This window comes from Brevibacillus fulvus, assembly GCF_016908525.1.
Classification (GTDB): domain Bacteria; phylum Bacillota; class Bacilli; order Brevibacillales; family Brevibacillaceae; genus Brevibacillus_G; species Brevibacillus_G fulvus.
This window is the reverse complement of sequence record NZ_JAFBEB010000009.1, coordinates 121,877-144,755: the sequence shown is the minus strand read 5'-3', so window position 1 is coordinate 144,755 and position 22,879 is coordinate 121,877. Positions and strand designations below refer to the sequence as shown.

The 22,879-nt window shown below is 48.0% G+C and carries 15 protein-coding genes and 1 other RNA gene; all 16 read left to right on the top strand.

Annotation, left to right across the window (positions count from 1 at the left end):
- Window positions 1-35 precede the first annotated feature (35 nt).
- The 16 genes from JOD01_RS13610 (at window position 36) to JOD01_RS13535 (ending at window position 22,863) form a co-directional block, all read left to right on the top strand.
- Window positions 36-2,873 (top strand): TrlF family AAA-like ATPase, encoded by a 2,838-nt coding sequence (locus tag JOD01_RS13610; RefSeq protein WP_204518878.1) that lies wholly within the window; start codon window positions 36-38, stop codon window positions 2,871-2,873.
- Window positions 2,826-3,159, top strand: a transfer-messenger RNA (tmRNA) gene (gene ssrA, locus JOD01_RS13605). Before JOD01_RS13610 ends, ssrA begins: the two co-directional genes overlap by 48 nt.
- Window positions 3,160-3,463: 304 nt before the next feature.
- Window positions 3,464-5,155, top strand: a complete 1,692-nt coding sequence (locus JOD01_RS13600; RefSeq protein ID WP_204518877.1) for an S-layer homology domain-containing protein — start codon at window positions 3,464-3,466, stop codon at window positions 5,153-5,155.
- A gap of 705 nt (window positions 5,156-5,860) precedes the next feature.
- A complete protein-coding gene (locus tag JOD01_RS13595; protein WP_204518876.1) occupies window positions 5,861-9,034 on the top strand; it encodes an ATP-binding protein in 3,174 nt (1,057 codons plus the stop codon).
- Window positions 9,009-10,127, top strand: coding sequence for a response regulator (locus JOD01_RS13590; protein ID WP_204518875.1), 1,119 nt, complete (start codon window positions 9,009-9,011; stop codon window positions 10,125-10,127). The genes JOD01_RS13595 and JOD01_RS13590 overlap by 26 nt, the downstream gene beginning before the upstream one ends.
- Before the next feature lie 294 nt (window positions 10,128-10,421).
- A complete protein-coding gene (locus tag JOD01_RS13585; protein ID WP_204518874.1) occupies window positions 10,422-11,456 on the top strand; it encodes an HD-GYP domain-containing protein in 1,035 nt (344 codons plus the stop codon).
- A 90-nt stretch (window positions 11,457-11,546) separates the two neighbouring features.
- Window positions 11,547-12,224 carry a GGDEF domain-containing protein gene (locus tag JOD01_RS13580; RefSeq protein WP_204518873.1) on the top strand — a complete coding sequence of 226 codons (678 nt, stop codon included), beginning with the start codon at window positions 11,547-11,549 and terminating at the stop codon, window positions 12,222-12,224.
- A gap of 13 nt (window positions 12,225-12,237) precedes the next feature.
- A complete protein-coding gene (locus tag JOD01_RS13575) occupies window positions 12,238-12,879 on the top strand; it encodes a flagellar brake protein (RefSeq protein ID WP_204518872.1) in 642 nt (213 codons plus the stop codon).
- Between the two features lie 187 nt (window positions 12,880-13,066).
- Window positions 13,067-13,984 carry a LysR family transcriptional regulator gene (locus JOD01_RS13570; RefSeq protein ID WP_204518871.1) on the top strand — a complete coding sequence of 306 codons (918 nt, stop codon included), beginning with the start codon at window positions 13,067-13,069 and terminating at the stop codon, window positions 13,982-13,984.
- A 116-nt stretch (window positions 13,985-14,100) separates the two neighbouring features.
- Window positions 14,101-15,204 (top strand): 5-methyltetrahydropteroyltriglutamate--homocysteine S-methyltransferase, encoded by a 1,104-nt coding sequence (locus JOD01_RS13565; protein WP_204518870.1) that lies wholly within the window; start codon window positions 14,101-14,103, stop codon window positions 15,202-15,204.
- 379 nt (window positions 15,205-15,583) lie between these two features.
- A complete protein-coding gene (gene brnQ / locus JOD01_RS13560; protein WP_204518869.1) occupies window positions 15,584-16,939 on the top strand; it encodes a branched-chain amino acid transport system II carrier protein in 1,356 nt (451 codons plus the stop codon).
- A gap of 107 nt (window positions 16,940-17,046) precedes the next feature.
- Window positions 17,047-17,634: a uracil-DNA glycosylase gene (locus JOD01_RS13555; protein ID WP_420829087.1), complete on the top strand. Its 588-nt coding sequence runs from the start codon at window positions 17,047-17,049 to the stop codon at window positions 17,632-17,634.
- Window positions 17,635-17,793: 159 nt separating this feature from the next.
- Entirely contained in the window at window positions 17,794-19,665 is a 1,872-nt protein-coding gene (locus tag JOD01_RS13550; RefSeq protein WP_275581957.1) for a sigma-54-dependent Fis family transcriptional regulator, read from the top strand.
- Between the two features lie 22 nt (window positions 19,666-19,687).
- On the top strand, window positions 19,688-20,503 hold the full coding sequence (locus JOD01_RS13545) for a lipoate--protein ligase family protein (RefSeq protein WP_204518868.1): 816 nt from the start codon (window positions 19,688-19,690) through the stop codon (window positions 20,501-20,503).
- A 311-nt stretch (window positions 20,504-20,814) separates the two neighbouring features.
- The gene (locus tag JOD01_RS13540) at window positions 20,815-21,807 is read left to right on the top strand and encodes a thiamine pyrophosphate-dependent dehydrogenase E1 component subunit alpha (protein WP_204518867.1); all 993 of its coding nucleotides are present in this window, start codon (window positions 20,815-20,817) and stop codon (window positions 21,805-21,807) included.
- An 18-nt stretch (window positions 21,808-21,825) separates the two neighbouring features.
- Complete coding sequence (locus JOD01_RS13535) at window positions 21,826-22,863, top strand: alpha-ketoacid dehydrogenase subunit beta (protein ID WP_204518866.1); 1,038 nt, start codon at window positions 21,826-21,828, stop codon at window positions 22,861-22,863.
- The last annotated feature ends 16 nt before the right edge of the window (window positions 22,864-22,879 follow it).

Here is a 22,879-nt window from a genome sequence, read left to right as displayed (position 1 = left end):
AAAGAATCGCTATTACACGGTAAATAATTTAGGGGTTGGCAAGTGGTACATTTTTAATTGCCATTTGCTACATTTCTTACTTGCCAAAAACACATTATTACCGTTGTGATTTTCAGGTGCACTCACCAAGGGACTTAAATTGGAATGGTAGAACATATATTACGGAACAAGAACGTGTTGAGTATGCTAAGCGTTTTATCAAGACTTGCAGAGAAAAAGGTTTGCATGCAATCGCAATAACCGATCATCACGACACAGTATTTTATAAATATATCAGAGATGCGTCTTTATCCGAAGTGACAGAAGATGGCGGGGCTATTGATGAATCAGATAGAATTGTAATTTTCCCAGGTATTGAAGTTTCAATTGCACAACCATCTGCACAATTACTTATCTTGTTTGATCCTGATATTGATATTACATATTATTCACAAGTTCCAATCAAACTTGGGATCACCACCTCTGCAGAAACAGAAGCTAAAACTTGTCAGACAATACAGCTTAATTTATCAATAGCAGATATTCAGAACCGTTTATCTGAATCTCCAGAACTTGCTAATAGATTTATTATACTTCCAAACGTAAAGCCAGGCGGTTATAAGACTTTTTTAAGACATGGTAATCATACCGTTTTTTCTAATCTTCCATGCGTTGGCGGCTATGTGGAAGGAGTATATTTTGACGATTTAGGAGAAGGTGAAAGGAGGATTCTTGAAGGTAAGGTACCAGCTTGGTCAACAAGAGCTTATGGTGTTTTTCAGACTTCTGATTGTAGACAAGATGATTTAAATACATTAGGTACTTTTTCTACGTGGGTTAAATGGTCAAAACCTTCAGTGGAAGCATTAAGACAAGCATGCCTTTCGATTTCAAACAGGATATCACATCGACAACCAATAATTCCGAGTGTCTTCATTCAACGTGTGGAGATATCGGACAGTAAGTTTTTAGGGCCAGTAGATTTGGGGGTAAACCCTCAATTTAATGCTCTTATTGGCGGCAGAGGAACAGGAAAATCCAGTTTTCTTGAATATTTAAGGTGGGGACTATGTGATCCGACGATAGAAAATTCAACTGATGGTGGAATTCGGGCATTTGAAAAAAAGCGTTCTGATTTGATATCATCTACACTCGAAAGTATTGGAGCGAGTGTGACTGTTGATTGGATAGCTAATGGGGTGAAACACTCAGTAAAAAGAGATTCCAAAACAAACACGATTGAATTAAAAATCGGTTCCCATTCTCCTCGACCAGCTACAATGCAGGATGTACGATCATTAATTGGCATTCAATCATACAGTCAAAAGGAACTTAGCACAGTCGGCGTTGATATAAAAGAACTTAGGCGATTCATAGAAACTCCAATTAGGCCACAACTAAATGCACTGTCCGATCAGATTGAATCGTTGTCAACAGAAATTAGACAAGACGTAATTAGGCTAAGGGACAAAAAAAGAGTGTCAATGAACGTATCAAGAGAACGAATGGCTTTGGCATCATTAAAGGAACAAGCAAGCACTATTAGAGAACAATTGAAGGGACTTCCAGAAGAAAGCAAATTGACAGTTGATCAACACCCATTAATCGAGCAAGAAGCACTCTTCATTAACCGCTTTAATGAGAAGCTTGAGAAAATCATTAAAGATGTAAATACATTAAAAGAATCGGTTGAATCGTTAAACGAGACAATAAAGATTGATAATTTACCTAATGGAATACTCATTGGGGCACTTCAAGATTCTATTTCTCATTCAGTAAGTCAATTTAATGATAGCTTAGATTCTTTGACAAATGGTCTATTAGGTAATGAAGATCACATTCCCGAGTGGCGTAATTCAATTGTGCAGTGGGAACACATATATTCGATTCATAACGAAAAGTTTCAAGAAGCAATAGAGCAAAATATTCAATATCAGAATGAATTGAAAAACTTAAATGATAAAGAGGAGCAGATTAGAGAGAAAGAATCTCTTTTGTCTAAATACCTTGATGAGTTGATTGAATTAATGAACCCTGAAGAAGATATAGCAAGAAGAATTGATGAATTAATTAAACTTTATTACGGACAACGCCAGTTACTTTCCGATCAGTGTTCCTATCTTACCAGTCTCTCGAATGGACAAATTCAAGCTTCATTGGCAAATGCAGGTGACATTGAAGAGCATCATAGTATGGTAACAAAAACAATTCAAGGTGCGAACATTTCTACTGAGAAAATTCGTAGGCTTCTGGAAAGAATTGAAACGAGCTCCACACCTTTTGAAGAGTGGCAACGGATTGTATCGGAAATCCAATTAATTTGGGACTCGTTTGAGGAGAACGGGGCCGACTTTACAATCCCTGACGTACCAAGTTTAAGAAACAGCGGTCTAATTGATAATGAGATTAGAAGGCTTGCGGCAAGAATCGATTCAGAGAAGCTCATTACGTTATTATTGTATCGTTTTAAAGAAAAGCCAATCTTCAAGTATTGTGTTTCTGGTGGTGATGCTATTGATTTTGAGCAAGCCTCAGCTGGACAACAGGCAAGTGCTTTATTAAAAGTACTCCTCTCAAGTGAGGGGCCCCCATTGATAATCGATCAACCTGAAGATGATTTGGATAATGAAATTGTTGCGGAAATTGCCAACGATATTTGGGAAGCAAAAAAGAAAAGGCAAATAATTTTCGCAAGTCACAATGCTAATTTGGTTGTTAACGGTGATGCGGAACTGGTTGTTCATTTTGGATATAGAAATGAAGGTAATCAATCCATAGGCCATGTAAATACAGTAGGTTCCATTGATGTACCAGAAATTAAAGAAGCAATTAAAAAGGTAATGGAAGGCGGTGAGAGAGCGTTTAAATTAAGGCAAGAGAAGTATGGATTTTAAGTAATCGGGTCACTTATTACTTGCCTACACTATGTTTTTTCATTACCTAATAACCAGTGAGGCTCTACCACTGTATCGGCCCGTGTGCCGTGGCTAGGGCTCAACTTTAACGGGCTACGCCGGAGGCTTCCGCCTGGAGCCAATGGAAGAAGAGCAATCAGGCTAGGTTTTCAGCTGGCGTGTCGTTTCGCAGGTTGATCACCGAAATTTTATAAAGCGACTGCGCTCGGAGATGCTTATGTATCGCTGTTTTCGGACGGGGGTTCGAATCCCCCCGCCTCCACCATACATAAAATAAAATGCCGCCTGGAGGGCGGCTTTTTTATTTTATGTCAAGGAGAGAGAGGAATTGGACTGGCAAGTCCGAACGGACGGGAGGTTCGTCCGGGAACGAGCGCAGCGAGAGAACGCATCGATCTTTCCTTGAAAGGCGAAGGAGTCGAAGCGACAATGGAAAAAAGGTTGCTGATCAGGACTTTTAAAATTTCGTAAATCCGAGGTTTCAGCTTGGCGTCGAACGGGTAGATAACCGGTAACTATATATTTCGTTTTTACAGGATTTATAAATTTATGATTATCAGGGGTGTCCTATGGCAAATAAGAACAACAAAAGAGGCAAGAAACGTATGGTTTTAAATGGCTTACTGGCTCTGTCTACAATCAGTTCGGCAGGGGTAGCCGCAGCGAATAATGATTTCTCGGATATCAGCAACTCGTATGCCAAGGATGCCATCAAGGAACTGGTAGAAAAGGGGATTATCTCTGATAGTGATGAAGGAAAGTTTGATCCAACCGGTAAAATTAGCCGTGCCGATTTTAGTATTATTCTGGCGAAATCATTGAACTTAAATGTAAGCGATGTACCAGCTCAGGCAACTTTCTCGGATATCCCTACTGGCCATTATGCATATGCCTATGTTGAAGCGCTTTATAAAGCGGGACTGGTCAGCGGGATTGGGAACGGACAATTCGGGCCTAATCAACAGTTATCGAAAGAACAGATGGCGGTTATGCTGGTTCGTTCCGCTGGTGCCAATGTCCAAGGAATGGGAGGCCAGTTAACTTTTACGGATAGCAATGCGATTGCTGCTTATGCGAAGGATGCTGTCGCGTATGCATACACTTTGGGCTGGATACAGGGAAATGGGCAAAACCAATTCGATCCGACCATTCCTGTGCAAAGAGAAGAAATCGTACAAGTAATGAGCAAATACATTGACAAAACCGGAAATAGTCGCGAGGATTTACTGACTCAGAATGCGCAAAGACAGGCACCGGCAAACACGTCAACGGTTGGAGAAGAGAAACAAGATAAACCTGACCACAAGTTGGTTCATTTCCCAAGCGATCCAGTAGAACCAGCGCCGCAGCCACCGGTGGAAGAACCAGCACCGCAGCCACCGGTGGAAGAGCCAGCACCGCAGCCACCGGTAGAGGAACCAGCGCCGCAGCCGCCGGTGGAAGAACCAGCACCGCAACCACCGGTCGATTCAACACCCGGAAATACTGAAGGGGATAGCGGAGACAATGTCGGTGGAGACATCGGTGATGACAATAGCGACACCGATACGGGAAGCGACACCGATACGGGAAGCGACACCGATACGGGAAGTGACACCGATACGGGAAGTGACACCGATACGGGAAGCGACACCGATACGGGAAGTGACACCGATACGGGAAGCGACACCGATACGGGAAGCGACACCGATACGGGAAGTGACACCGATACGGGCAGTGACACCGATACGGGCAGTGACACCGATACGGGCAGTGACACCGATACGGGAAGTGACACCGATACGGGCAGTGACACCGATACGGGAAGTGACACCGATACGGGAAGCGACACCGATACGGGAAGTGACACCGATACGGGCAGTGAAACCGATACGGGAAGTGACACCGATACGGGAAGTGACACCGATACGGGAAGTGACACCGATACGGGAAGTGACACCGATACGAGCAGCGGCACAGATACGGGCAGCGGCACAGATACGGGCAGCGGCACAGATACGAGCAGCGGCACGGATACGGGAAGCGGAACAGATACGGGCAGCGGCACAGATACGGGCAGCGGAACAGATACGAGCAGCGGCACAGATACGGGCAGCGGAACAGATACGAGCAGCGGCACAGATACGAGCAGCGGCACGGATACGGGAAGCGGAACAGATACGGGCAGCGGCACAGATACGGGCAGCGGTACCGATACGGGCAGCGGCACGGATACGGGCAGCGGCACGGATGCTGGCAGCGATGCTAGCATTGAACCTTAAGAGAATGAAAAGTTGATGGTACAGCCCTTAGGAGAATCCTAAGGGTTTCTCTATAAACTCTCACTTTTTTAAAGGTCCAGTAAGAGGAATCCCGACATCTCCGCCCTATGCAACGTTTACCGATTTATCCTCTCGCCTCCTCTCGCCTCGCCTTCGCAGTCCGGCCCGATAGTGCTTTTTCATATTACATGGTGCGGTAGGAGCAAACGGAAGCTTATCCTCAGAACCGGTCCAACTTGACGGGCTAAACCGGCCTCCCTCGAGCGGAATTGCCGAGGAAGCCAAAAGCCGGGTATCCCGGTCCTTGTGCTGGCCGGTTTGATCGGCAAGAGAATCAATGTTTTGATCCGCTGTGCAAGTTGCTTCGGTTTGGAAGATACTGCCCTTGCAAACCGGTAAAAGGTTTGTTTGCAAACCGAGGCCTTGACTTTTCTGGTCAAGGTTTTTTTAGATTGAGGTTCCTCCATGTCAAGACAAATGGTAATGTTAAATTGCGTTAAAATCGGCAGTAGCAGATTGGTTTCAAGCCATTTTTGTAGTATTCTAACATTTATAAAAGAAATAGGCCAAAAGTCACTGATACAATTCTGTAAAGCTCCAGCCGCTTCTTTTTACAGACATAACCAACCATCCTTGATAAACATGTCATGTGGCAGGACTGTGAATGTTTCGGGAAAACCACAGCAGAAATGAGAGAATGCAACGATGCCCAGAAAAATGATCGCACTGCTTAACTTCATGCTCATTTGCCTTTTATTGACCGTTACTTACTGGCTATCGCCTACTGTGCCGTTGCCAAGCGACAGTTTTACCGCAAAACATGGGATGCTCGATTTAACGGAGCACGGTCTGGGGGCTTCCGGCATCGTTCGTTTGGACGGAGAGTGGGAATTTTACCCTGATCAACTGCTTTCGCCGACGGACTTTCAGCAGCAAACGGACAAGCCTCAGACAGCCGCCTATGTTCACGTCCCGCAGGAATGGGAAAGCTACATGACACACGACGGAGCGAAATTCAAGGCATATGGCGTTGGCACGTTCCGCCTGCAAGTCATGTTGCCCCCGGGAAACGAGAAGCTCTATGGATTCAAAGTGGACAATATCAAGACGGCTCACCGGATTTACGTCAATGGACGAGAGATCGGTTCAAACGGTATCCCTGGCCCCGCTCCGGAAAGCACAGCGGCAAGGAACACACCTTATAGCGCAAGTTTCTGGACAAACAGCCGGACGGCAGAAATTATTGTGCAAGTAGCTAATTTTGAATACTATTCTGGCGGTATTTCACACTCCATCTACTTTGGGGAGCAGGATGAAATCAGTTACCTGCGCCAATATTCCATCTCCTCCGATTTTATTGTTGTCACGGGCTTCCTCGTACTGGGAATCTACTTTTTATCCCTGTACCAGATGCGGAATCCCGAATTTTCCTGGCTGTATTTTGGTTTGTTTTGTCTGGCCAGCTGTTTGTTTACCTTGTCACACGGGGAGAAGCTGTTATCGTTGCTTTTGCCTTCCATGTCATATTCGTTTTTTACGAGAATCCAATTTGTCTCCGGAGCATTAACGGAGATCTTCTTGTTAATGTACGCCCGTTACTCTTTCCCAAGCCTGTTTGTGACAAACATTATGCCTGTGGTTCTCTACCTTTACACAGCCCGGTTTTTGCTCATCTTTTTTACCCCTGTCACAGTTTTTACCCATCTGGAGAGTGTCTCCTGGGTTTGTGCGTTTATTGCCATGATTTATGTGATTTATGTGATGATCGTTGCCGCAATACGGAGAATAGAAGGTGCCCTCTATTTGGTCATGAGCTTAATCTTTCTGGTAACAACTGCATTGATCATCTGTTTGGAGAATCTCCAGATCGCTGATTTTTATTTCTTTTTGCCATTTGCGACGCTGTGTGGCGTATTGTTTCAAGTTCTCTATTTGTCGGAACGGTTTACCAATGCATTCGCAACAGTCGAAAATTTGTCCGAACGGTTGATGAGAGCGGACCAATTAAAGGATGAATTTCTCAGCAATACGTCCCATGAAATGAAGACACCGCTGCACGCCATGATCAATATTGCCCAATCGCTGATCGACGGCGTGGCAGGGAAACTTAATCGGCAACAAACGGAGAATTTGGCCTTGATCGTGTCGACCGGTTGGCGAGCTGCGCGCTTGATCAACGATATTCTGGATTTGTCCCGTATTAAGAACAATGAACTTGTCCTGAACCCGCGGGCCATTCCGCTTCGTCCAGTGGTCCAATTCGTCATTGAATTCCATCGGCACTTGGTGAAAGAAAAACCGATTCAATTTGTTGATCGTCTTCCGGACAACTTGCCCCCAGTAGATGTCGATGAAGACCGGCTCGTGCAAATTTTGTCCAATCTGATTGGCAATTCGGTGAAATTTACGGCGGAGGGAGAAATCGTGATTTCCGCCCGTGAGCGGAATGGTTTTCTGGCGATTTCCGTCACCGATACGGGTATCGGGATTCCAGAAGATCAAAGAAAAAGCGTCTTTGAGTCCTATGAACGCGCGGACAATGTGGAAGGCATGTATGGAGGAACCGGGCTTGGTCTGAGCATTACCCGCAAACTGGTGGAGCTGCATGGCGGCCGGATTGAAGTGGAATCGCAATTGGGCAAGGGTTCAACCTTTACTTTTACGCTCCCGATCTCGCAAAAAGCGGAACGATCGGCGAATGTCTCTGCCGGAAGAATAGCCAGGAGTTTGCAAGACACGAACGAGCTTTTCGATCTGTCGGGACAAGAGCAGTTCGATTCATTTGAGCAAGCGGATTATCCCATGGCCCTGTTCCCAAAACGCATGGGTGAAAACGGTCCCGTCGTTCTCATCGTTGACGATGATGCGACCAATCGTCAAGTATTGATAAATATTTTATCGATGGAGGGATATACCGTCATCACCGCTTCAACCGGGGCACAAGCGCTGCACGAGCTTGAGCAGAACAGCCGAATCGATCTGGTCATTCTGGATTGGATGATGCCTGAAATGTCGGGAATTGAGGCGTGCAGACAAATCCGCAAGAGGTGGTCGCTGTCGGAATTGCCGGTGTTGTTGTTGACCGCCCGCAACCGCCCTGAAGACAGGTTAGCCGGCTTTGAAGTCGGAGCCAACGATTTTCTGGGGAAGCCGGTGGAAGTAGGTGAATTAAGGGCGCGGATTCGCACATTAATAAATGTCAAGCAATCGGCTGACGCGCTGGTCGATGCGGAAATGGCCTTTTTACGAGCGCAAATCAAGCCGCACTTCCTGTTTAATACCCTCAGCACGATCATTTCCGTTAGCCACTATGACTTGAATAATGCCCAGCATTTGCTGGACAGGCTTAGCCGCTACTTGCGGAACAGCTTTGATTTTCAAAATAAAGAAAGTCTCGTTCCGGTCGAAAAGGAACTGGACTTGCTGCAATCTTATCTGTTTATTGAACAAGTCCGTTTTGGCGACCGCTTGGCCGTTGATTTTGACCTGGACGAACGAGCGAAAGGTCTGATTCCTCCGCTGACCATCCAGCCGATTGTGGAAAATGCGGTACGTCACGGCATTATGAAACGCGAGGATGGAGGAAAGATCAGGGTGTCGGTTACAACCGATTCCTCCGGATTGATCATCGAGGTAGCGGACAATGGAATCGGAATCTCTCCGGAAAGACTCGATACTCTGTTGCACCCGGAAGCCTTGCTGCCGCGTCAGGGGGTAGGTCTGCTCAACATTCACCGCCGCTTGGTTCACCGTTACGGAGAAGGTTTGCACATCCACAGTACGCTGGGAGAGGGCACTTTGGTCCGGTTCCGCGTACCAGCCGACACAACAAGAGAAGAGAGGGAGGAGAACGATGCTCAACGTTATTTTGGTCGATGATGAGAAGCCGGGCCTGGATTTGCTATATAAAATGATCAGAGATCAGACCGATTTTCAGGTTGCCGGCGCATACACGAAACCGTCGGAGGCGTTGGCGGCAGCTTCCGCGTTGCGGCCGCACGTCGCTTTTCTCGATATTGAAATGCCGGGGATGAATGGTTTGGAGCTGGCTGAAAAACTGACGGAGCTTCATCCCGGGATGGAAGTTGTCATGGTGACAGCCTTCAACGAGTACGCTGTGCAGGCGTTTCGCGTCAACGCGATCGACTACTTGCTGAAACCTGTCAGTCCGGACGAGATGATTCGCTGTGCCCGCAAGCTGAAATCAAGGTTGACCGTTCAGACGCAGTCGGAATCGCAGTGGGAAGCGCAAACGGTTGGCTTCGGGGGGTTTGAAGTGCTGGCCGGGGATCGCCTGGAGCCGATCCATTTTCCGACGGCGAAGGTGGAAGAACTGTTGGCGTTTTTGTATGTTCATCGCTTGACCGGCGCATCGAAATGGACGATTTGCGAGCAGTTGTGGCCGATGTTTTCTCCGGAGCGGGCCGAGCAAAATTTGCATACGACCGTTTACCGGTTACGGAAGTTGCTTGCGGAATATCGGATGCCGTTTGAACTGAAGCAGCAGCTGGGCAATTACAGACTGACAGGTTGGAACCATTGCGATTTCATTGAATTCGAGGAACTTTCCAACGAAGCGGCGGACAGCAAATCGGCTGACAAGCAAACGCTGGAGGCTGCTGTTAAACTGTACAAAGGCGCTTTATTTGAGGGAAAACCTTTTGATTGGTGCCAACCGTTGCGGGAAAGGATGGAACAACGATATTGCACGTTCGCCAAGCAGTTGGCCTTCAAGTATGATGAGGAGGGTGAATATGTTCGCGCGGTGGAGCTTTTGCGTTCCCTGCTCGAACGATCCCCCTTTGACGAAGACGGGCATGAAATGCTGCTGAGTCTATATGCCAAGCAAAGAGACCAGGTTTCCTTTTTGCTTCACTACAATAAGCTGCAGCAGATGTTGCATGACGAACTGGGAATCCTGCCGGGGACGAGAATCGTCCAGTTGTACACCGAGATGTTGAAAATGGAATAAACAGAAAGCCGACGGAACGGTTCGCAAACAGATTGTTTGCGAACTTTTTTTGAAAAGAACTCGGTTTGGCATCGTGATCCCGCTCGCAACAGTTGCTGCATAGCGAAACAGCCGGAACTTTGTCAGAAATTGTTCAGAACAGATTGCTAAACTGGTTGCAAGCGTGTGAAAGAAGGTGCAACAAGCTAAGCGATAGTTTTTACACCCTAGTTTAAAACCCCAGGCGGTTCGCAAAAAAGGTCTGAGAAAAGATACTGCTTGCATGCACTATCGGCAAATGGGGGAGAAAGAATGATGGAAAAGTTTACACAGCCTGAGGAGCTGATCGGTTTTCAGCTGATCCATGATGTTTACACGAGAAACAAGAAACTGTTAATTGCTGCCGCAACAATTTTGACAAAAGAGCATGTGCGCATGCTGCAACTGCATAAGATCACCTTGACCAGCAAGGACGTCAAAAATGCCGGCCCGTACAGTCCTGTGCCACCCAACGAGGAGAGCCAGCTGATTAACGAAATGGTGTCCCGGCTCTATCCATTTTTTCAGGAAATCCAACATACCAAAAAAATCATGCTTGGCGAATTGAGAAAACAAGTCGTTCCGCTTGTGCAATCCGTTGTCGAACAACCGAATTTATTAAAAGTGCTTGCGGCACTGCAGTCCAAAGACGACTATTTGTACCGGCACCCAATCGGGGTGGCGATTTTGGCGACTTTGATTGGCAAGTGGATGCAGATGGAAGAGGCGGAACTCTTGCAACTCACAACGGCCGCCCTGCTCCATGATATTGGCAAGCTCAAAATCCCGTCTGAGATTCTGCACAAGCCGACCAAGCTGACCTCCGATGAATTTGAAATGATGAAAAAACATACAATCCACGGCTATACGATGATCAAGGAAACGATTGGAGCCAGCAGCAGACAAGCGCTTGTAGCGCTTCAGCATCATGAAAGAAACAACGGAACCGGCTACCCATTCGGCATCCGGGAGGAAAATATCGATCTGTTCAGTCAAATTGTTTCGATCGCGGACGTGTTTCATGCCATCACCTCGAATAAAGTGTACGGCGGCGCGTTTCCCTTTTTTCAAGTGTTGGATGAAATGAACCAAAGTTCCTATGGAGCCCTTAATCCTGCCATTGTTCGCATACTGATCGCCAAATTGATGCAATGTCTGATTGGAAACAAAGTCGTCCTGACGGATGGTTCGAGCGGAGTCATCGTCATGATTAATCCGTTTGATCCGATTCATCCCATGATTCAAACCGATGCATCTTTTGTGGATTTACGCAAAGAGCCGTCGATACAAATTGAACAAATCATCCCTTAAAGAAATCATTTTCACTGCTTGGCCAAACCTAAGGAACCTTTCATAAAAACAACAGTGAGGAAACTCGCTGACTAAGGATGGTTGTTGTGTATGCAATATCAAGGAAGAATCGTTTTGACCGCATTCATCGCGCTCCTTGTTCTCATCCTGCACAATGCAAACTCTGCCTTTACCATCGCCGCATTTGTGGTGACGCTCCCGATCGCCTGGTGGCTCGGCAAACAATATGACATCAAAAAGTACCATGCGGAAAGAGATCCGCTAACAAACGTGTTTAATCGAAAAGTGATTATGGAAAAAAGCTTCCGCAAGTTATATCAGCGCTGTCTGAGACGGAGAGAAAAGCTGGTTGTTGCTTATATCGATATTGATAATTTTAAACAGATTAACGATTGTTATGGGCATGAGCTGGGCGATCTGGTTTTAACAAGAACCGCAGGCATTCTTGCGCAAACCGCGGGAAAAAACGATTATGTCGCCAGATGGGGCGGAGATGAGTTTTTGCTTCTGTTATGTTGCAAGGAAGAATCGTCGGTAAACGAACTGTTGCAAAGACTGCAACGTAAATTCAATGCCATTTCCAAAGAACTGGACACCAGAGTTTCGATTTCTGTCGGATTGGCCACCGCTCCAAATGAAGCTTATCTCCTGAATGATTTGATCAGAGTGGCTGAGCAAAAAATGTACCGCGAAAAAGTGCATCGTCATTTCGAACAGTCCAGGGGGGCAAGCAAAAAAAGCCTTCATTTTATACGGGGATTGAAATGAGGAGTGGTTGGGGATGGAAATCGTCGAGTTTTGGGACGGGCAGTTGCTTGTCATTGAATACGAGGAGAATACGTACTTTACCCAAATTTTGAAGGTTACCGAAAACTTTCTGAGCGTTCAATATCCGCTGAGCAAAAGCGGCGTACGGATGAATATCGATTACGGAAAACGCATCCATGTCTACTTTCATATGATGGGGCAGGGCATGTATGAGTTCGCTTCCACGCTGACACTGTTGGAAAATCAATTATCCATGCTAACGCCTCGTCCGGAAGAAATTAAACGTACGGAGAAACGCAATTATTTTCGGGTTCCGGCCGCATTGGCGGTTGCGATTGAGACAGAGGAAGGAAAAAAGGCAAGGTTTACAACGGAAGACGTGAGCGGCGGAGGCATGGCTTTTTTCGCCAAAAACCACGATCTGTTTCAAGTCGGTGAAAAAATTAAAGGCTCGTTGCTGGTTGCCCACCATCCGGAAGCCAAGGATATTTCGTTCCAAGGCAAAATCGTGAACGTGATACAGGAGAAAGATAAGTTTTCGCGAATTTCCGTGGAATTTATTGACATGAAGGAACATGTAAGACGAGAGATTATCAGTTATTGCATTCGCAGGCAAATTGACATTCGCAACAAAGGAAAAGGGTTCCAGAGATGATTCGGAACAGTTTGCCTGTAATGGCTGAAAAGTGAACATTTTTTCGGAGTTCAACCTCTAACATCGGGCGCGATCCTTGAACAAGGGCAGCGCCCTTTTACGCATATCGGCCAGGTTCGTATAATCATTATCGTGAGAATGAGTGTATAATTCAGAATAACGATGATGTGAGGAAAAGGGAAGAAAGATGACGTTACAACAACTAAAATATGTGATTGAAGTAGCGAGGAGCCGTTCGATTAACAAAGCAGCGCAAAGGCTGTTTATTAGTCAACCCAGCCTTTCCAATGCGTTGAAAGAGCTGGAGGAGGAAGTCGGAATTACCATTTTTTTGCGAACGAACAAGGGAATCTTGATTACTCCTGAAGGATCGGAGTTTCTCGGTTACGCCAGACAGGTAGTGGAACAGGCTGAACTTCTTGAAAATCGTTATACGAATACAAGATCGCCGCAGCAACATTTCTCTGTCTCGGCCCAGCATTATTCGTTTGCGGTAAGTGCTTTTGTACGACTGTTAAAAGAATACGACCGGGAAGAATACGAGTTTACTTTGCGGGAAACGAAGACTTATGAAATTATCGATGATGTGAAAAACTTGCGCAGTGAGATTGGCATTTTATATGTCAATGATTTTAACGAAAAGGTGATCCAAAAGTTTCTCAGAGAAGGAAATTTGCTGTTCCATGAGCTGTTTGAGGCAAAACCCCATGTGTTTATCAGCTCGAAAAACCCGCTGGTCAAACAGGAATATGTGACGCTGACGGATTTGCTTCCATATCCGTACCTCTCTTTTGAACAAGGCGATTATAATTCCTTTTATTTTTCCGAGGAAATTTTGAGTACGCTCTCCAGGCCCAAAAATATTCGGGTGTCGGATCGGGCCACTTTATTTAATTTGCTGATTGGTTTAAATGGCTATACGATTTCAACTGGTCTCATTAGTCATCAATTAAACAGCAAGGACATTATCGCCGTTCCCCTGAAAGTCAAAGAACGGATCAATGTCGGCTATATCACGCATAAAACCGTTACAAACAGTCCGTTGGCCAATATTTATATTCAATACTTAAAAGAGTCAATTGAAGAGGAATTGCGTCAGTTATAGTTTGAAACTATAACAAGGGATAGATTAATCGTGTTACGTTATAATGAGCTTCCTGTGCTATTCTTTCCTTACATCGAACGAACAGTAAGTAAAGGAAAGAGGGAGAGGGATCAGTTATGACGAAGACACGAGTGAAAGCTCCATTTCGAGCAGATCATGTGGGGAGTTTATTGCGGCCAGAGCGCATCCATCAGGCCAGAAGGGATTTTCAGGAAGGCAATATTACCGCACAAGAACTGCACGCTATTGAAACGGAAGAAATTAAAAAAATCGTTGACAAGCAAATCGAAGTCGGACTCCAGGCTGTTACCGATGGAGAATTTCGCCGCAGATTTTGGCATACCGATTTTCTCGAACATTTGAATGGAGTGGAAGGCTACATTCCAGAGCGCGGATTTGCATTCAAGGGAGAGGAAACGGAAAGATACGATGTGCGCGTTGTCGGGAAAATTTCGTTTAACCCGGATCACCCGCATATCAAAGATTTTCTCGAGTTTAAAGAAATCGTTGGGGAGCGGGCTGTTGCCAAACAAACCATTCCAAGTCCGAATCAATTGTTTAACGCTGGTATCCGCAATTTGGAAATTTACCCTGACATTGAGGAATATACAAAGGATGTTATCCAAACATATCGAGATGCGATCAAAGCTTTTTATGATGCAGGCTGCCGTTACTTACAACTGGACGATGTTTACATTGCTGGTCTGAATGCTCCGGAAATTCCGTTTAATGATAGCGGCTATTCTCGCGAACAATTAATCGACTTGGCTTTGCGCGTGGTGAACGGAGTATTGGAAGACAAACCGGAAGATTTGATTGTAACCACGCACCTTTGCCGTGGAAACTACCGTTCGAAATGGGCGTTTGAAGGAAGTTATGCGAAAATTGCGCCAACATTGTTTGCAAAAGAAAAAGTAAACGGCTTTTTCCTCGAATATGATGATGAACGTTCCGGCGACTTTGGACCACTGGAATACATTCCGAACGGCGGCCCGCAAGTAGTGTTGGGTGTATTCACATCAAAACATGGAAAGTTGGAAGATAAGGACAATATTAAAGCGCGGGTGGAAGAAGCGTCAAAATATGTGCCACTCGAGCAATTGTGCATCAGTCCGCAATGCGGATTTGCCTCCACTCATCACGGAAATATTTTAACCGAAGAAGAGCAATGGGCGAAGTTGAAATATATCGTCGAGATTTCCAAAGAAATTTGGGGATAAATTGATTGCGTATCGTGAAAGCCAAAGAAAGCTCGCTTCCCAAAAAAGGGGGGCGAGCTTTTGATTTGACAAGACAGACTGTGTGCGAGTAAAATAACTTCTTGGCTTTCAAACCCGGTTGGCAGGAGCAGCGGTTATGAACAGTTTTCCGCCGAAATGGAATCCCCACAATTTGGACTTGATGCATGGAGAGGAAAATATGTATCATAAATGAATAAGTTGAGTAAGAGTGAAAATAATTTGCAATTATGCAAATTATTAATAATCAAATTTGCGGTTTGTGCATATCGATCCCAATGCGCGGCAAACTCTTTGGTATTTGTAAAATAGGAAAGGAAACTTCCGTAAGCAATTGTTATTTTATTCATGGGGGTTATTTATGGAAACGAAGCTATCATTTAAATCAATTGTTATTATCGGGTTCATGCTGTTTGCACTGTTTTTTGGCGCAGGCAACTTGATTTTCCCGGCGATGCTTGGTCAATCGGCCGGATTAAACCTTTGGTCGGCCAATTTCGGATTTTTAATTACAGGCGTGGGGTTGCCGCTGCTGGGTGTGCTTGCTTTTGGATTCTCTGGAAAAGAAGACTTGCTTTCTTTGGCCAGCAGGGTTCATCCGGTGTTTGGAGTTGTCTTTACTTCTGTGCTCTACTTAACGATTGGCCCATTGTTTGCGATTCCGCGAACGGGCAGTGTTTCCTTTGAGATCGGAATCAAACCGTTTCTTCCCGAAGGCGCCGGATTTGTTCCATTGCTGGTGTTTACGATCGTTTATTTTGGGGTAACGTGTCTGTTTTCTCTTAACCCTTCCAAGATCGTCGATATTGTCGGGAAAATTTTGACGCCGCTGTTGCTTTTATTTGTCGGAATATTAGCAGTTGTTGGAGTCGTCAATCCTATTGGAAAACTGCAGCCACCGACAGAGAAGTATACTGCCCATGCGTTTTTTCACGGATTTCAAGAGGGCTATTTAACGATGGATGCGCTGGCCGCGTTTGTATTTGGGATTATCGTCATTAATACGATTCAGGCAAAAGGGGCAACAGCGAAAAAGCAGATGATGAGCGTTTGTTTGAAGGCTGCGGTCATTGCTTCCTCGATCCTGGCGATCATTTATTCCGTGCTTTCGTATATCGGGGCGACCAGCGTGGAACAATTCGGCCACCTCGATAACGGCGGAGCGGTATTATCGCAAGTATCTCATTTTTATTTCGGAATGTTTGGCAGCATTTTGATGGGATTGATCGTCATTTTGGCTTGCCTGACCACGAGCGTCGGGCTCATCACTGCCTGCGCTGCCTACTTCCATAAATTGATTCCGTCTGTCTCGTATAAAACGTTCGCCATCGGGCTGTCTGTTTTCAGTACGATTATCGCCAACGCTGGGCTTGCCCAGTTGATTTCGTTTTCGGTTCCGGTATTGACGATTATTTATCCCGTCGCAATTGTGCTGATGTTTTTAACCTTCTTTCATTCCTGGTTCAAAGGAAAGGCTTCCGTCTACCAAGGCAGCTTGCTTTTGACCTTTTTGATCAGCCTCATAGATGGTTTAAAAGAAACGGGGCTAAACGTAGCCTTTCTCGACGACTTTCTTCGCCAGTATTTGCCGCTTTATAACATCGGGCTGGGCTGGATCATCCCTGCATTGATCGGATGCGCCATCGGGCTGGCGATAAAAATGCCTGTTAAAGGACAGAACAACCAGGATTACTACCCGGCTGAAACGCTGAAATAAGTAATCGAATATCGTTAGCGAACACACAACCACCTGATGAGGGTGGTTGTGTTTATTTGTCCGCCCTTTCTCCCATGCTAGGAAAAGAAAACCAACAGGAGGAGTGTATGAGCATGGAGGGAAAATGCCCGACGATTTGGCTGGAGGAACAACCGCCGGCTGGTTTGGAAAATTGTACAGATTGCGGGCTTTACCAGCACGGGTCAAGAATGGTTTGGGGCGAAGGAAATCCACAAGCCCCGATTATGATCGTCCTTGATAATCCGGGGGCCAGAGAAGATCGGGAAGGGCAGCCCCTCCTCTGTGGAACGAGGGAAACGATGCAAAAGGCGCTGTATGCGGCGGGACTCGATCAGCAGGATTTATACGTCACGTACATTTTAAAGCGCCGCCCCACCAAGGCCTACGACAAGACAGCGACGCGGGCCATCTGCATGCAGCATTTGCTGGCGCAATTGGACAGCAAGGCTCCGCAAATGGTGGTTTGTCTGGGGAATGTCGCGGTTCAGTCCTTCTTCGGAGAACCGGAAGCCGAGGTGAAAACGCTTCGACAAGCGTGGCATTCACCGCGCGGCGTAAAAACGGCCGTTTCCTATCATCCGTTGGCGGTGCGCCGTCGTCCCAATCTATGGAGCTATTTTCTGAAAGATTGGGAGTTTGTGGCTGCCGCATACAAAGAACAGGCATTGCAGTAAAGGAGCTCGAATGGTCGATGCGGTTGTTTGCGTCATGGAGACGATGATGAGAATTTCAACCCGGCATGTAATGGAAATCCGCTCATACATATGGTTATGTCAGACAAAAACGGGATAACGGGCGAAGCACTTAGGAGAATACGAAGGGAGGGTGGCTTCTTGTTAAACGAAACGCTTTCTGCAAGCATGTGGAAACGTTTTGTGCAAGAGGGTGTGCTGGATTCGACACGCATGAACAAGCGAATATCGGAGTCGTGGATTCGCTGCAAGCAGGCGGTCGTCAACCCGTATTCGGGAACAGGGCGGAGCGTCTTGAGCGGCAAGGCTTTTGACAGTCAAAAGCAGAAGTCGCGGCAATGGCTCGAACTTACCTTGCCTCATGTCCGCAAGCTGACTTCCTTCATCGAGGATACGGGGATGCTCGCCTTGCTGATTGACCCGGAAGGCTACGTGCTCTCGATGAACGGGCAAAGCCCTGTTTTGCAGCGCGCCCGGGAGATCAATTTTGTGGAAGGTGTGCGCTGGACAGAGGAGGAAGTGGGAACCAATGCGATCGGGACGGCCCTGTACGCAGGAGAGCCGGTCATGGTGATCGGGACGGAACACTACTCCGTTGCCTCGCATCACTGGAGCTGCTCGGCCTCGCCGATCCGCGATGAACAAGGGCAGCTGCTCGGCATCGTCGATCTCTCTTGTCCGATCGAGCGGACACATCCCTATATGCTGGCGATCGTTTCGACGCTCGCCTATACCGTTGAACAGGAATGGAAAAGACGACGGCAACAAGATGAACTGGAACTGATTCGCACGGCGTGGGAACAGCTGGAAACGGTGTTTCCGGGCGTGATTGTCAACGAACGACAGCAGATTGTCCTGGCCAACAAAGCTGTTCGGGAAAAAACGGCGCCATCCTCCGGAAGATGGACGTATCCGGATTTCTTGCGTGAGTACGGATATGCAGAGCGGCAGCGAACGCCTGTCTACTCCCGGCAGCACGGAGGGCTTCTTGGGTACGCGATCATGCTCAGCGAACCTTCCCGGCGCAGTTTGCTTCCCGCCTCTTTTTCCGCGCAACCGATTCGCTTTGGGGGAGAAACCGGCGTCAGCAGCGTATTTCGGCAAGTTTTACAGCAGATTGAGCGCATTTCCCGGCGCAGCATCAACGTTTTTCTCAAGGGGGAGAGCGGTACGGGCAAAGAGTTGGTTGCCCGGGCCATCCACGATAATAGTCCGTGCAATAACGGCCCGTTTATTGCCGTAAACTGTGGCGCAATTCCGAAAGAACTGATTGAAAGCGAGCTGTTTGGCTACGCGGAAGGGGCTTTTACGGGTGCGCGTCGTCACGGCTACAAAGGAAAGCTGGTGCAAGCGAACGGCGGCACCTTGTTTCTCGACGAGATTGGCGAAATTCCGCCGCAGATGCAAGTCGCCTTGCTGCGCGTATTACAGGAAAGAAAGGTTACGCCGATCGGCAGTTCTGCGGAGATCCCGGTTCAACTCCGGATTATTAGCGCAACGCATCGGGATATGAGCCAAATGGTCAAGGAAGGAACGTTTCGCGAAGACCTTTTTTACCGACTCCACGTTTATCCTCTCTCTATTCCACCTTTGCGCGAACGAAAAGAAGACATCCCTCATCTTGTTCGCTACTACTGCCAAAAAAACAATCTCGATGTGCCGATGTTTCCTGAGCTGATCGATCAGTTTATGCATTATGATTGGCCAGGAAACGTCAGGGAGCTGTTTAACGTACTGGAGCGGCTCAGCGTCATGACTGAAGAGGAGATTCCCCTGCTGCTGCCCGAGCTGTTTGGCGGCGATTTTGGCCTGCTAGCTGCCACAGCGGCAACGACCGAGTGGGATGGACGGAGCTCCAGCCGGGAGGAATCATGGTCTTATCGCGAACAGCTCGAAAAGCAATCGATTGTTCAGGCTTTGCACAAGACAAATGGAAGCGCTTCCGCTGCGGCGAAACTGCTGGGTATTCCCCGCAGTACGTTTTACCGAAAACTGCAAAAATATCGCCTCTAGCGCAGCGCGGAAAGGAGCAGAGATGGACAGTGCAAATGTACCGGCGCGGCTTCGCTTGCTGGACCGCACCTCCCGGACGTGCGAAGCGATCATGCTGCCGTTTGCCTTCGATGAAGCATACGGAAAGCAGGTTGGAGAAGGGCGGCTGGAACCGGCCGTTCATCTGTGGAGACATGAACGAGCTTTTGTCCTGGGAGCACGAGATGGCAAACTGCCGTATGCCGGAGCTGCCATCAGCTGGCTGCGCGGGCAAGGGTATCAGGTCAGTATCCGCAATTCAGGCGGCGCGGCTGTTCCGCTCGATTGCGGTGTCGTGAACCTTTCCTTGATCTTGCCCACTCGGCCGGGGGAACTCGATATACAGCGCCATTTTGTGCTGATGGCGGATTTGATTCGGCACAGCCTGGCAACGTGTACGGACAGGATTGAGACTGGTGAGGTAAGCGGCGCCTACTGTCCGGGAGAATATGACCTTAGTCTGGATGGCAAAAAGTTTTGCGGGATTGCCCAAAGAAGGCAAACGAGGGCGGTGATTATCCAGGCGTTTGTGCTGGTGGAAGGAAGCGGGGAAGAAAGGGGAAGGCTGGTCACACAGTTTTATCAGCACGCCGCCAAAGATCGGGCGCAAAGCGGATTCCCCCGTGTCCAGTGCGCCCGCATGGCCAGTCTGTCTGAGCTGATCGGAAAGATGAGCGCAGCGTCGTTCATCGGGTTGCTCAAACAGCAGCTGCGGCGCCGTGGACAGCTGATCGAGGGCGAGTTCGCCGCGCGGGAGACACTGGAACAGACACAGCGAATGGTAAATGAATATCGGGCAAGATACCCGTTGCCCAGCTGATTTTAGGCAATAACGGCAGCCATCGGTGTATACGCACGGATGGCTTGTTTATTTGCGGCTTTTTTGTTTTGAGACAAAATGAGACGATTCGGGATGCGTCTCATTTTGTCTTGCTGACCGGTTTTGGCACACTTTGGAAAGCGCGAGTTTTTTCAGGCGGATGCGACGTTAGCCGTGTTGGCATATCCCTTGCTTAAAGAGCTAAAAGAGAGAAGGGAAAGGGGGGCGGGTGGACAGCGATTGGAAAATAAGCGGGATGAGCGATGTCGCCAGACCGATGGGATAGTAACGGAAAGATGGGAGGCATGAACATGAAGGTAAGCGAACAAGCAGACAAGGTGCTGACACCGGACAAAGCGAGATGGATGTATCAAAAGATGCTGGAGATCCGCAAGTTTGAAGACGCAGTGCATGACTTGTTTGCCCAGGGAAAATTGCCGGGGTTTGTCCATTTGTATGCCGGGGAGGAAGCGATCGCGGTCGGCGTCGGGGCCCATCTGGAGAAGAAAGACACGATTGCCAGCACGCACCGCGGGCACGGGCATTGCATTGCCAAAGGCTGTGACTTGAATGGCATGATGGCGGAAATTTACGGAAAGGCTACAGGGCTGTGCAAAGGAAAAGGCGGCTCGATGCATATCGCCGATCTGGATAAAGGGATGCTGGGCGCGAACGGAATTGTTGGCGGCGGCTTTCCTCTAGCCTGCGGTGCGGCGTTGACCGCCAAGCTGAAAAAGACCCAGGGGGTAAGCGTCTGTTTCTTTGGCGATGGCGCGAACAATCAAGGCACGTTCCACGAAGGAATCAACTTGGCGGCCATTTGGAAGCTGCCGGTTATTTTCGTGGCCGAGAACAATGGCTACGCAGAAGCGACCCCGTTTACCTATGCCTCAAGCTGTACGAATATCGCCGATCGTGCAAGCGGTTACAATATCCCCGGCGTAACGGTGGACGGCAAAAACATCTTGGAAGTGTACCGCGTTGCCGAAGAAGCGGTGAACCGAGCGCGGAGAGGCGAAGGGCCAACGTTGATTGAATGCATCACCTACCGCAACTACGGACATTTTGAAGGGGACGCGCAGAAATATAAAAAAGAAAGCGACAAGCAAAAACATTTGCAAGAGCAAGATGCGATCAAAATGTTCCGCGATTATTTGAGCGGGCAGCAGCTCTTGAGCGAAAGCGAACTGACCCAGCTGGAAGAAACAGTGGAACAGGCGATTCAGGCGGCTATCCAGTTTGCGGAGCAAAGTCCGTTCCCGGACGAGAATGAATTGCTGACCGATGTATATGTTTCTTATTAATCAAAGGGGGGAGCAGGTATGGCGCGAACAATCAGTTTTTCCAAAGCGATCAATGAAGCGATGCAGATCGCGATGCGGCAAGACGAAAATGTGATTTTGCTGGGAGAAGACGTCGCCGGGGGCGCGCAGGTCGATCATTTGCAGGATGATGAAGCGTGGGGCGGAGTGCTTGGCGTAACCAAAGGATTGGTTCAGGAATTCGGCCGCGACCGCGTGCTCGATACGCCGATCACCGAAGCGGGTTATGTCGGGGCGGCGATGGCCGCAGCGGCTACCGGGTTACGGCCGATTGCCGAGCTGATGTTTAACGACTTTATCGGCAGCTGCCTTGACCAGGTCATGAACCAAGGAGCGAAATTCCGCTATATGTTCGGCGGCAAGGCACAAGTGCCGATTACGATTCGCACGATGCATGGTGCCGGGTTCCGCGCTGCGGCGCAACATTCGCAAAGTTTGTACGCTCTCTTCACCCACCTTCCCGGAATCAAAGTCGTTGTTCCCTCTACGCCGTACGATGCCAAAGGCTTGCTGCTGACCGCGATCGCCGACAATGATCCTGTCATTTTCTTTGAAGACAAGACGCTGTACAACATGACCGGCGAAGTGCCGGAAGGGCATTACACGATTCCGCTGGGCAAAGCCGACATCAAACGTTCCGGTACGGATTTGACGATCGTGGCGATCGGCAAGCAGGTGCAAACCGCCTTGCAAGCCGCCGAGCTGCTGGCGAAAAAAGGCATTGAAGTGGAAGTGGTTGACCCGCGCAGTTTATCGCCGCTGGATGAAGAGACGATTCTGGCTTCCGTCGCCAAGACCAACCGCCTGATCGTCATCGACGAAGCCAATCCGCGGTGCAGCATCGCCACCGACATCGCCGCGCTCGTTGCCGACAAAGGATTTGATACGCTTGATGCGCCGATCAAACGGATTACCGCTCCGCATACCCCTGTGCCGTTCTCGCCGCCGTTGGAAGATCTCTATTTGCCCAGCCCGAAAAAAGTGGTCGAGGTTGTCTCCGAATTGCTCGGTGACGAGTCGATTCTCGCCGTTTCCTAAAAAACAACAGGGGCAC

Coding starts and splice junctions, on each gene's coding strand:
- JOD01_RS13580 (WP_204518873.1), top strand. CDS start 11,547: ATGCAATATCAAGGAAGAATCGTTTTGACCGCATTCATCGCGCTCCTT.
- JOD01_RS13575 (WP_204518872.1), top strand. CDS start 12,238: ATGGAAATCGTCGAGTTTTGGGACGGGCAGTTGCTTGTCATTGAATAC.
- JOD01_RS13565 (WP_204518870.1), top strand. CDS start 14,101: ATGACGAAGACACGAGTGAAAGCTCCATTTCGAGCAGATCATGTGGGG.
- JOD01_RS13585 (WP_204518874.1), top strand. CDS start 10,422: ATGGAAAAGTTTACACAGCCTGAGGAGCTGATCGGTTTTCAGCTGATC.
- JOD01_RS13595 (WP_204518876.1), top strand. CDS start 5,861: ATGCCCAGAAAAATGATCGCACTGCTTAACTTCATGCTCATTTGCCTT.
- JOD01_RS13545 (WP_204518868.1), top strand. CDS start 19,688: ATGGACAGTGCAAATGTACCGGCGCGGCTTCGCTTGCTGGACCGCACC.
- JOD01_RS13555 (WP_420829087.1), top strand. CDS start 17,047: ATGAGCATGGAGGGAAAATGCCCGACGATTTGGCTGGAGGAACAACCG.
- JOD01_RS13600 (WP_204518877.1), top strand. CDS start 3,464: ATGGCAAATAAGAACAACAAAAGAGGCAAGAAACGTATGGTTTTAAAT.
- JOD01_RS13570 (WP_204518871.1), top strand. CDS start 13,067: ATGACGTTACAACAACTAAAATATGTGATTGAAGTAGCGAGGAGCCGT.
- JOD01_RS13535 (WP_204518866.1), top strand. CDS start 21,826: ATGGCGCGAACAATCAGTTTTTCCAAAGCGATCAATGAAGCGATGCAG.
- JOD01_RS13540 (WP_204518867.1), top strand. CDS start 20,815: ATGAAGGTAAGCGAACAAGCAGACAAGGTGCTGACACCGGACAAAGCG.
- JOD01_RS13590 (WP_204518875.1), top strand. CDS start 9,009: ATGCTCAACGTTATTTTGGTCGATGATGAGAAGCCGGGCCTGGATTTG.
- brnQ (WP_204518869.1), top strand. CDS start 15,584: ATGGAAACGAAGCTATCATTTAAATCAATTGTTATTATCGGGTTCATG.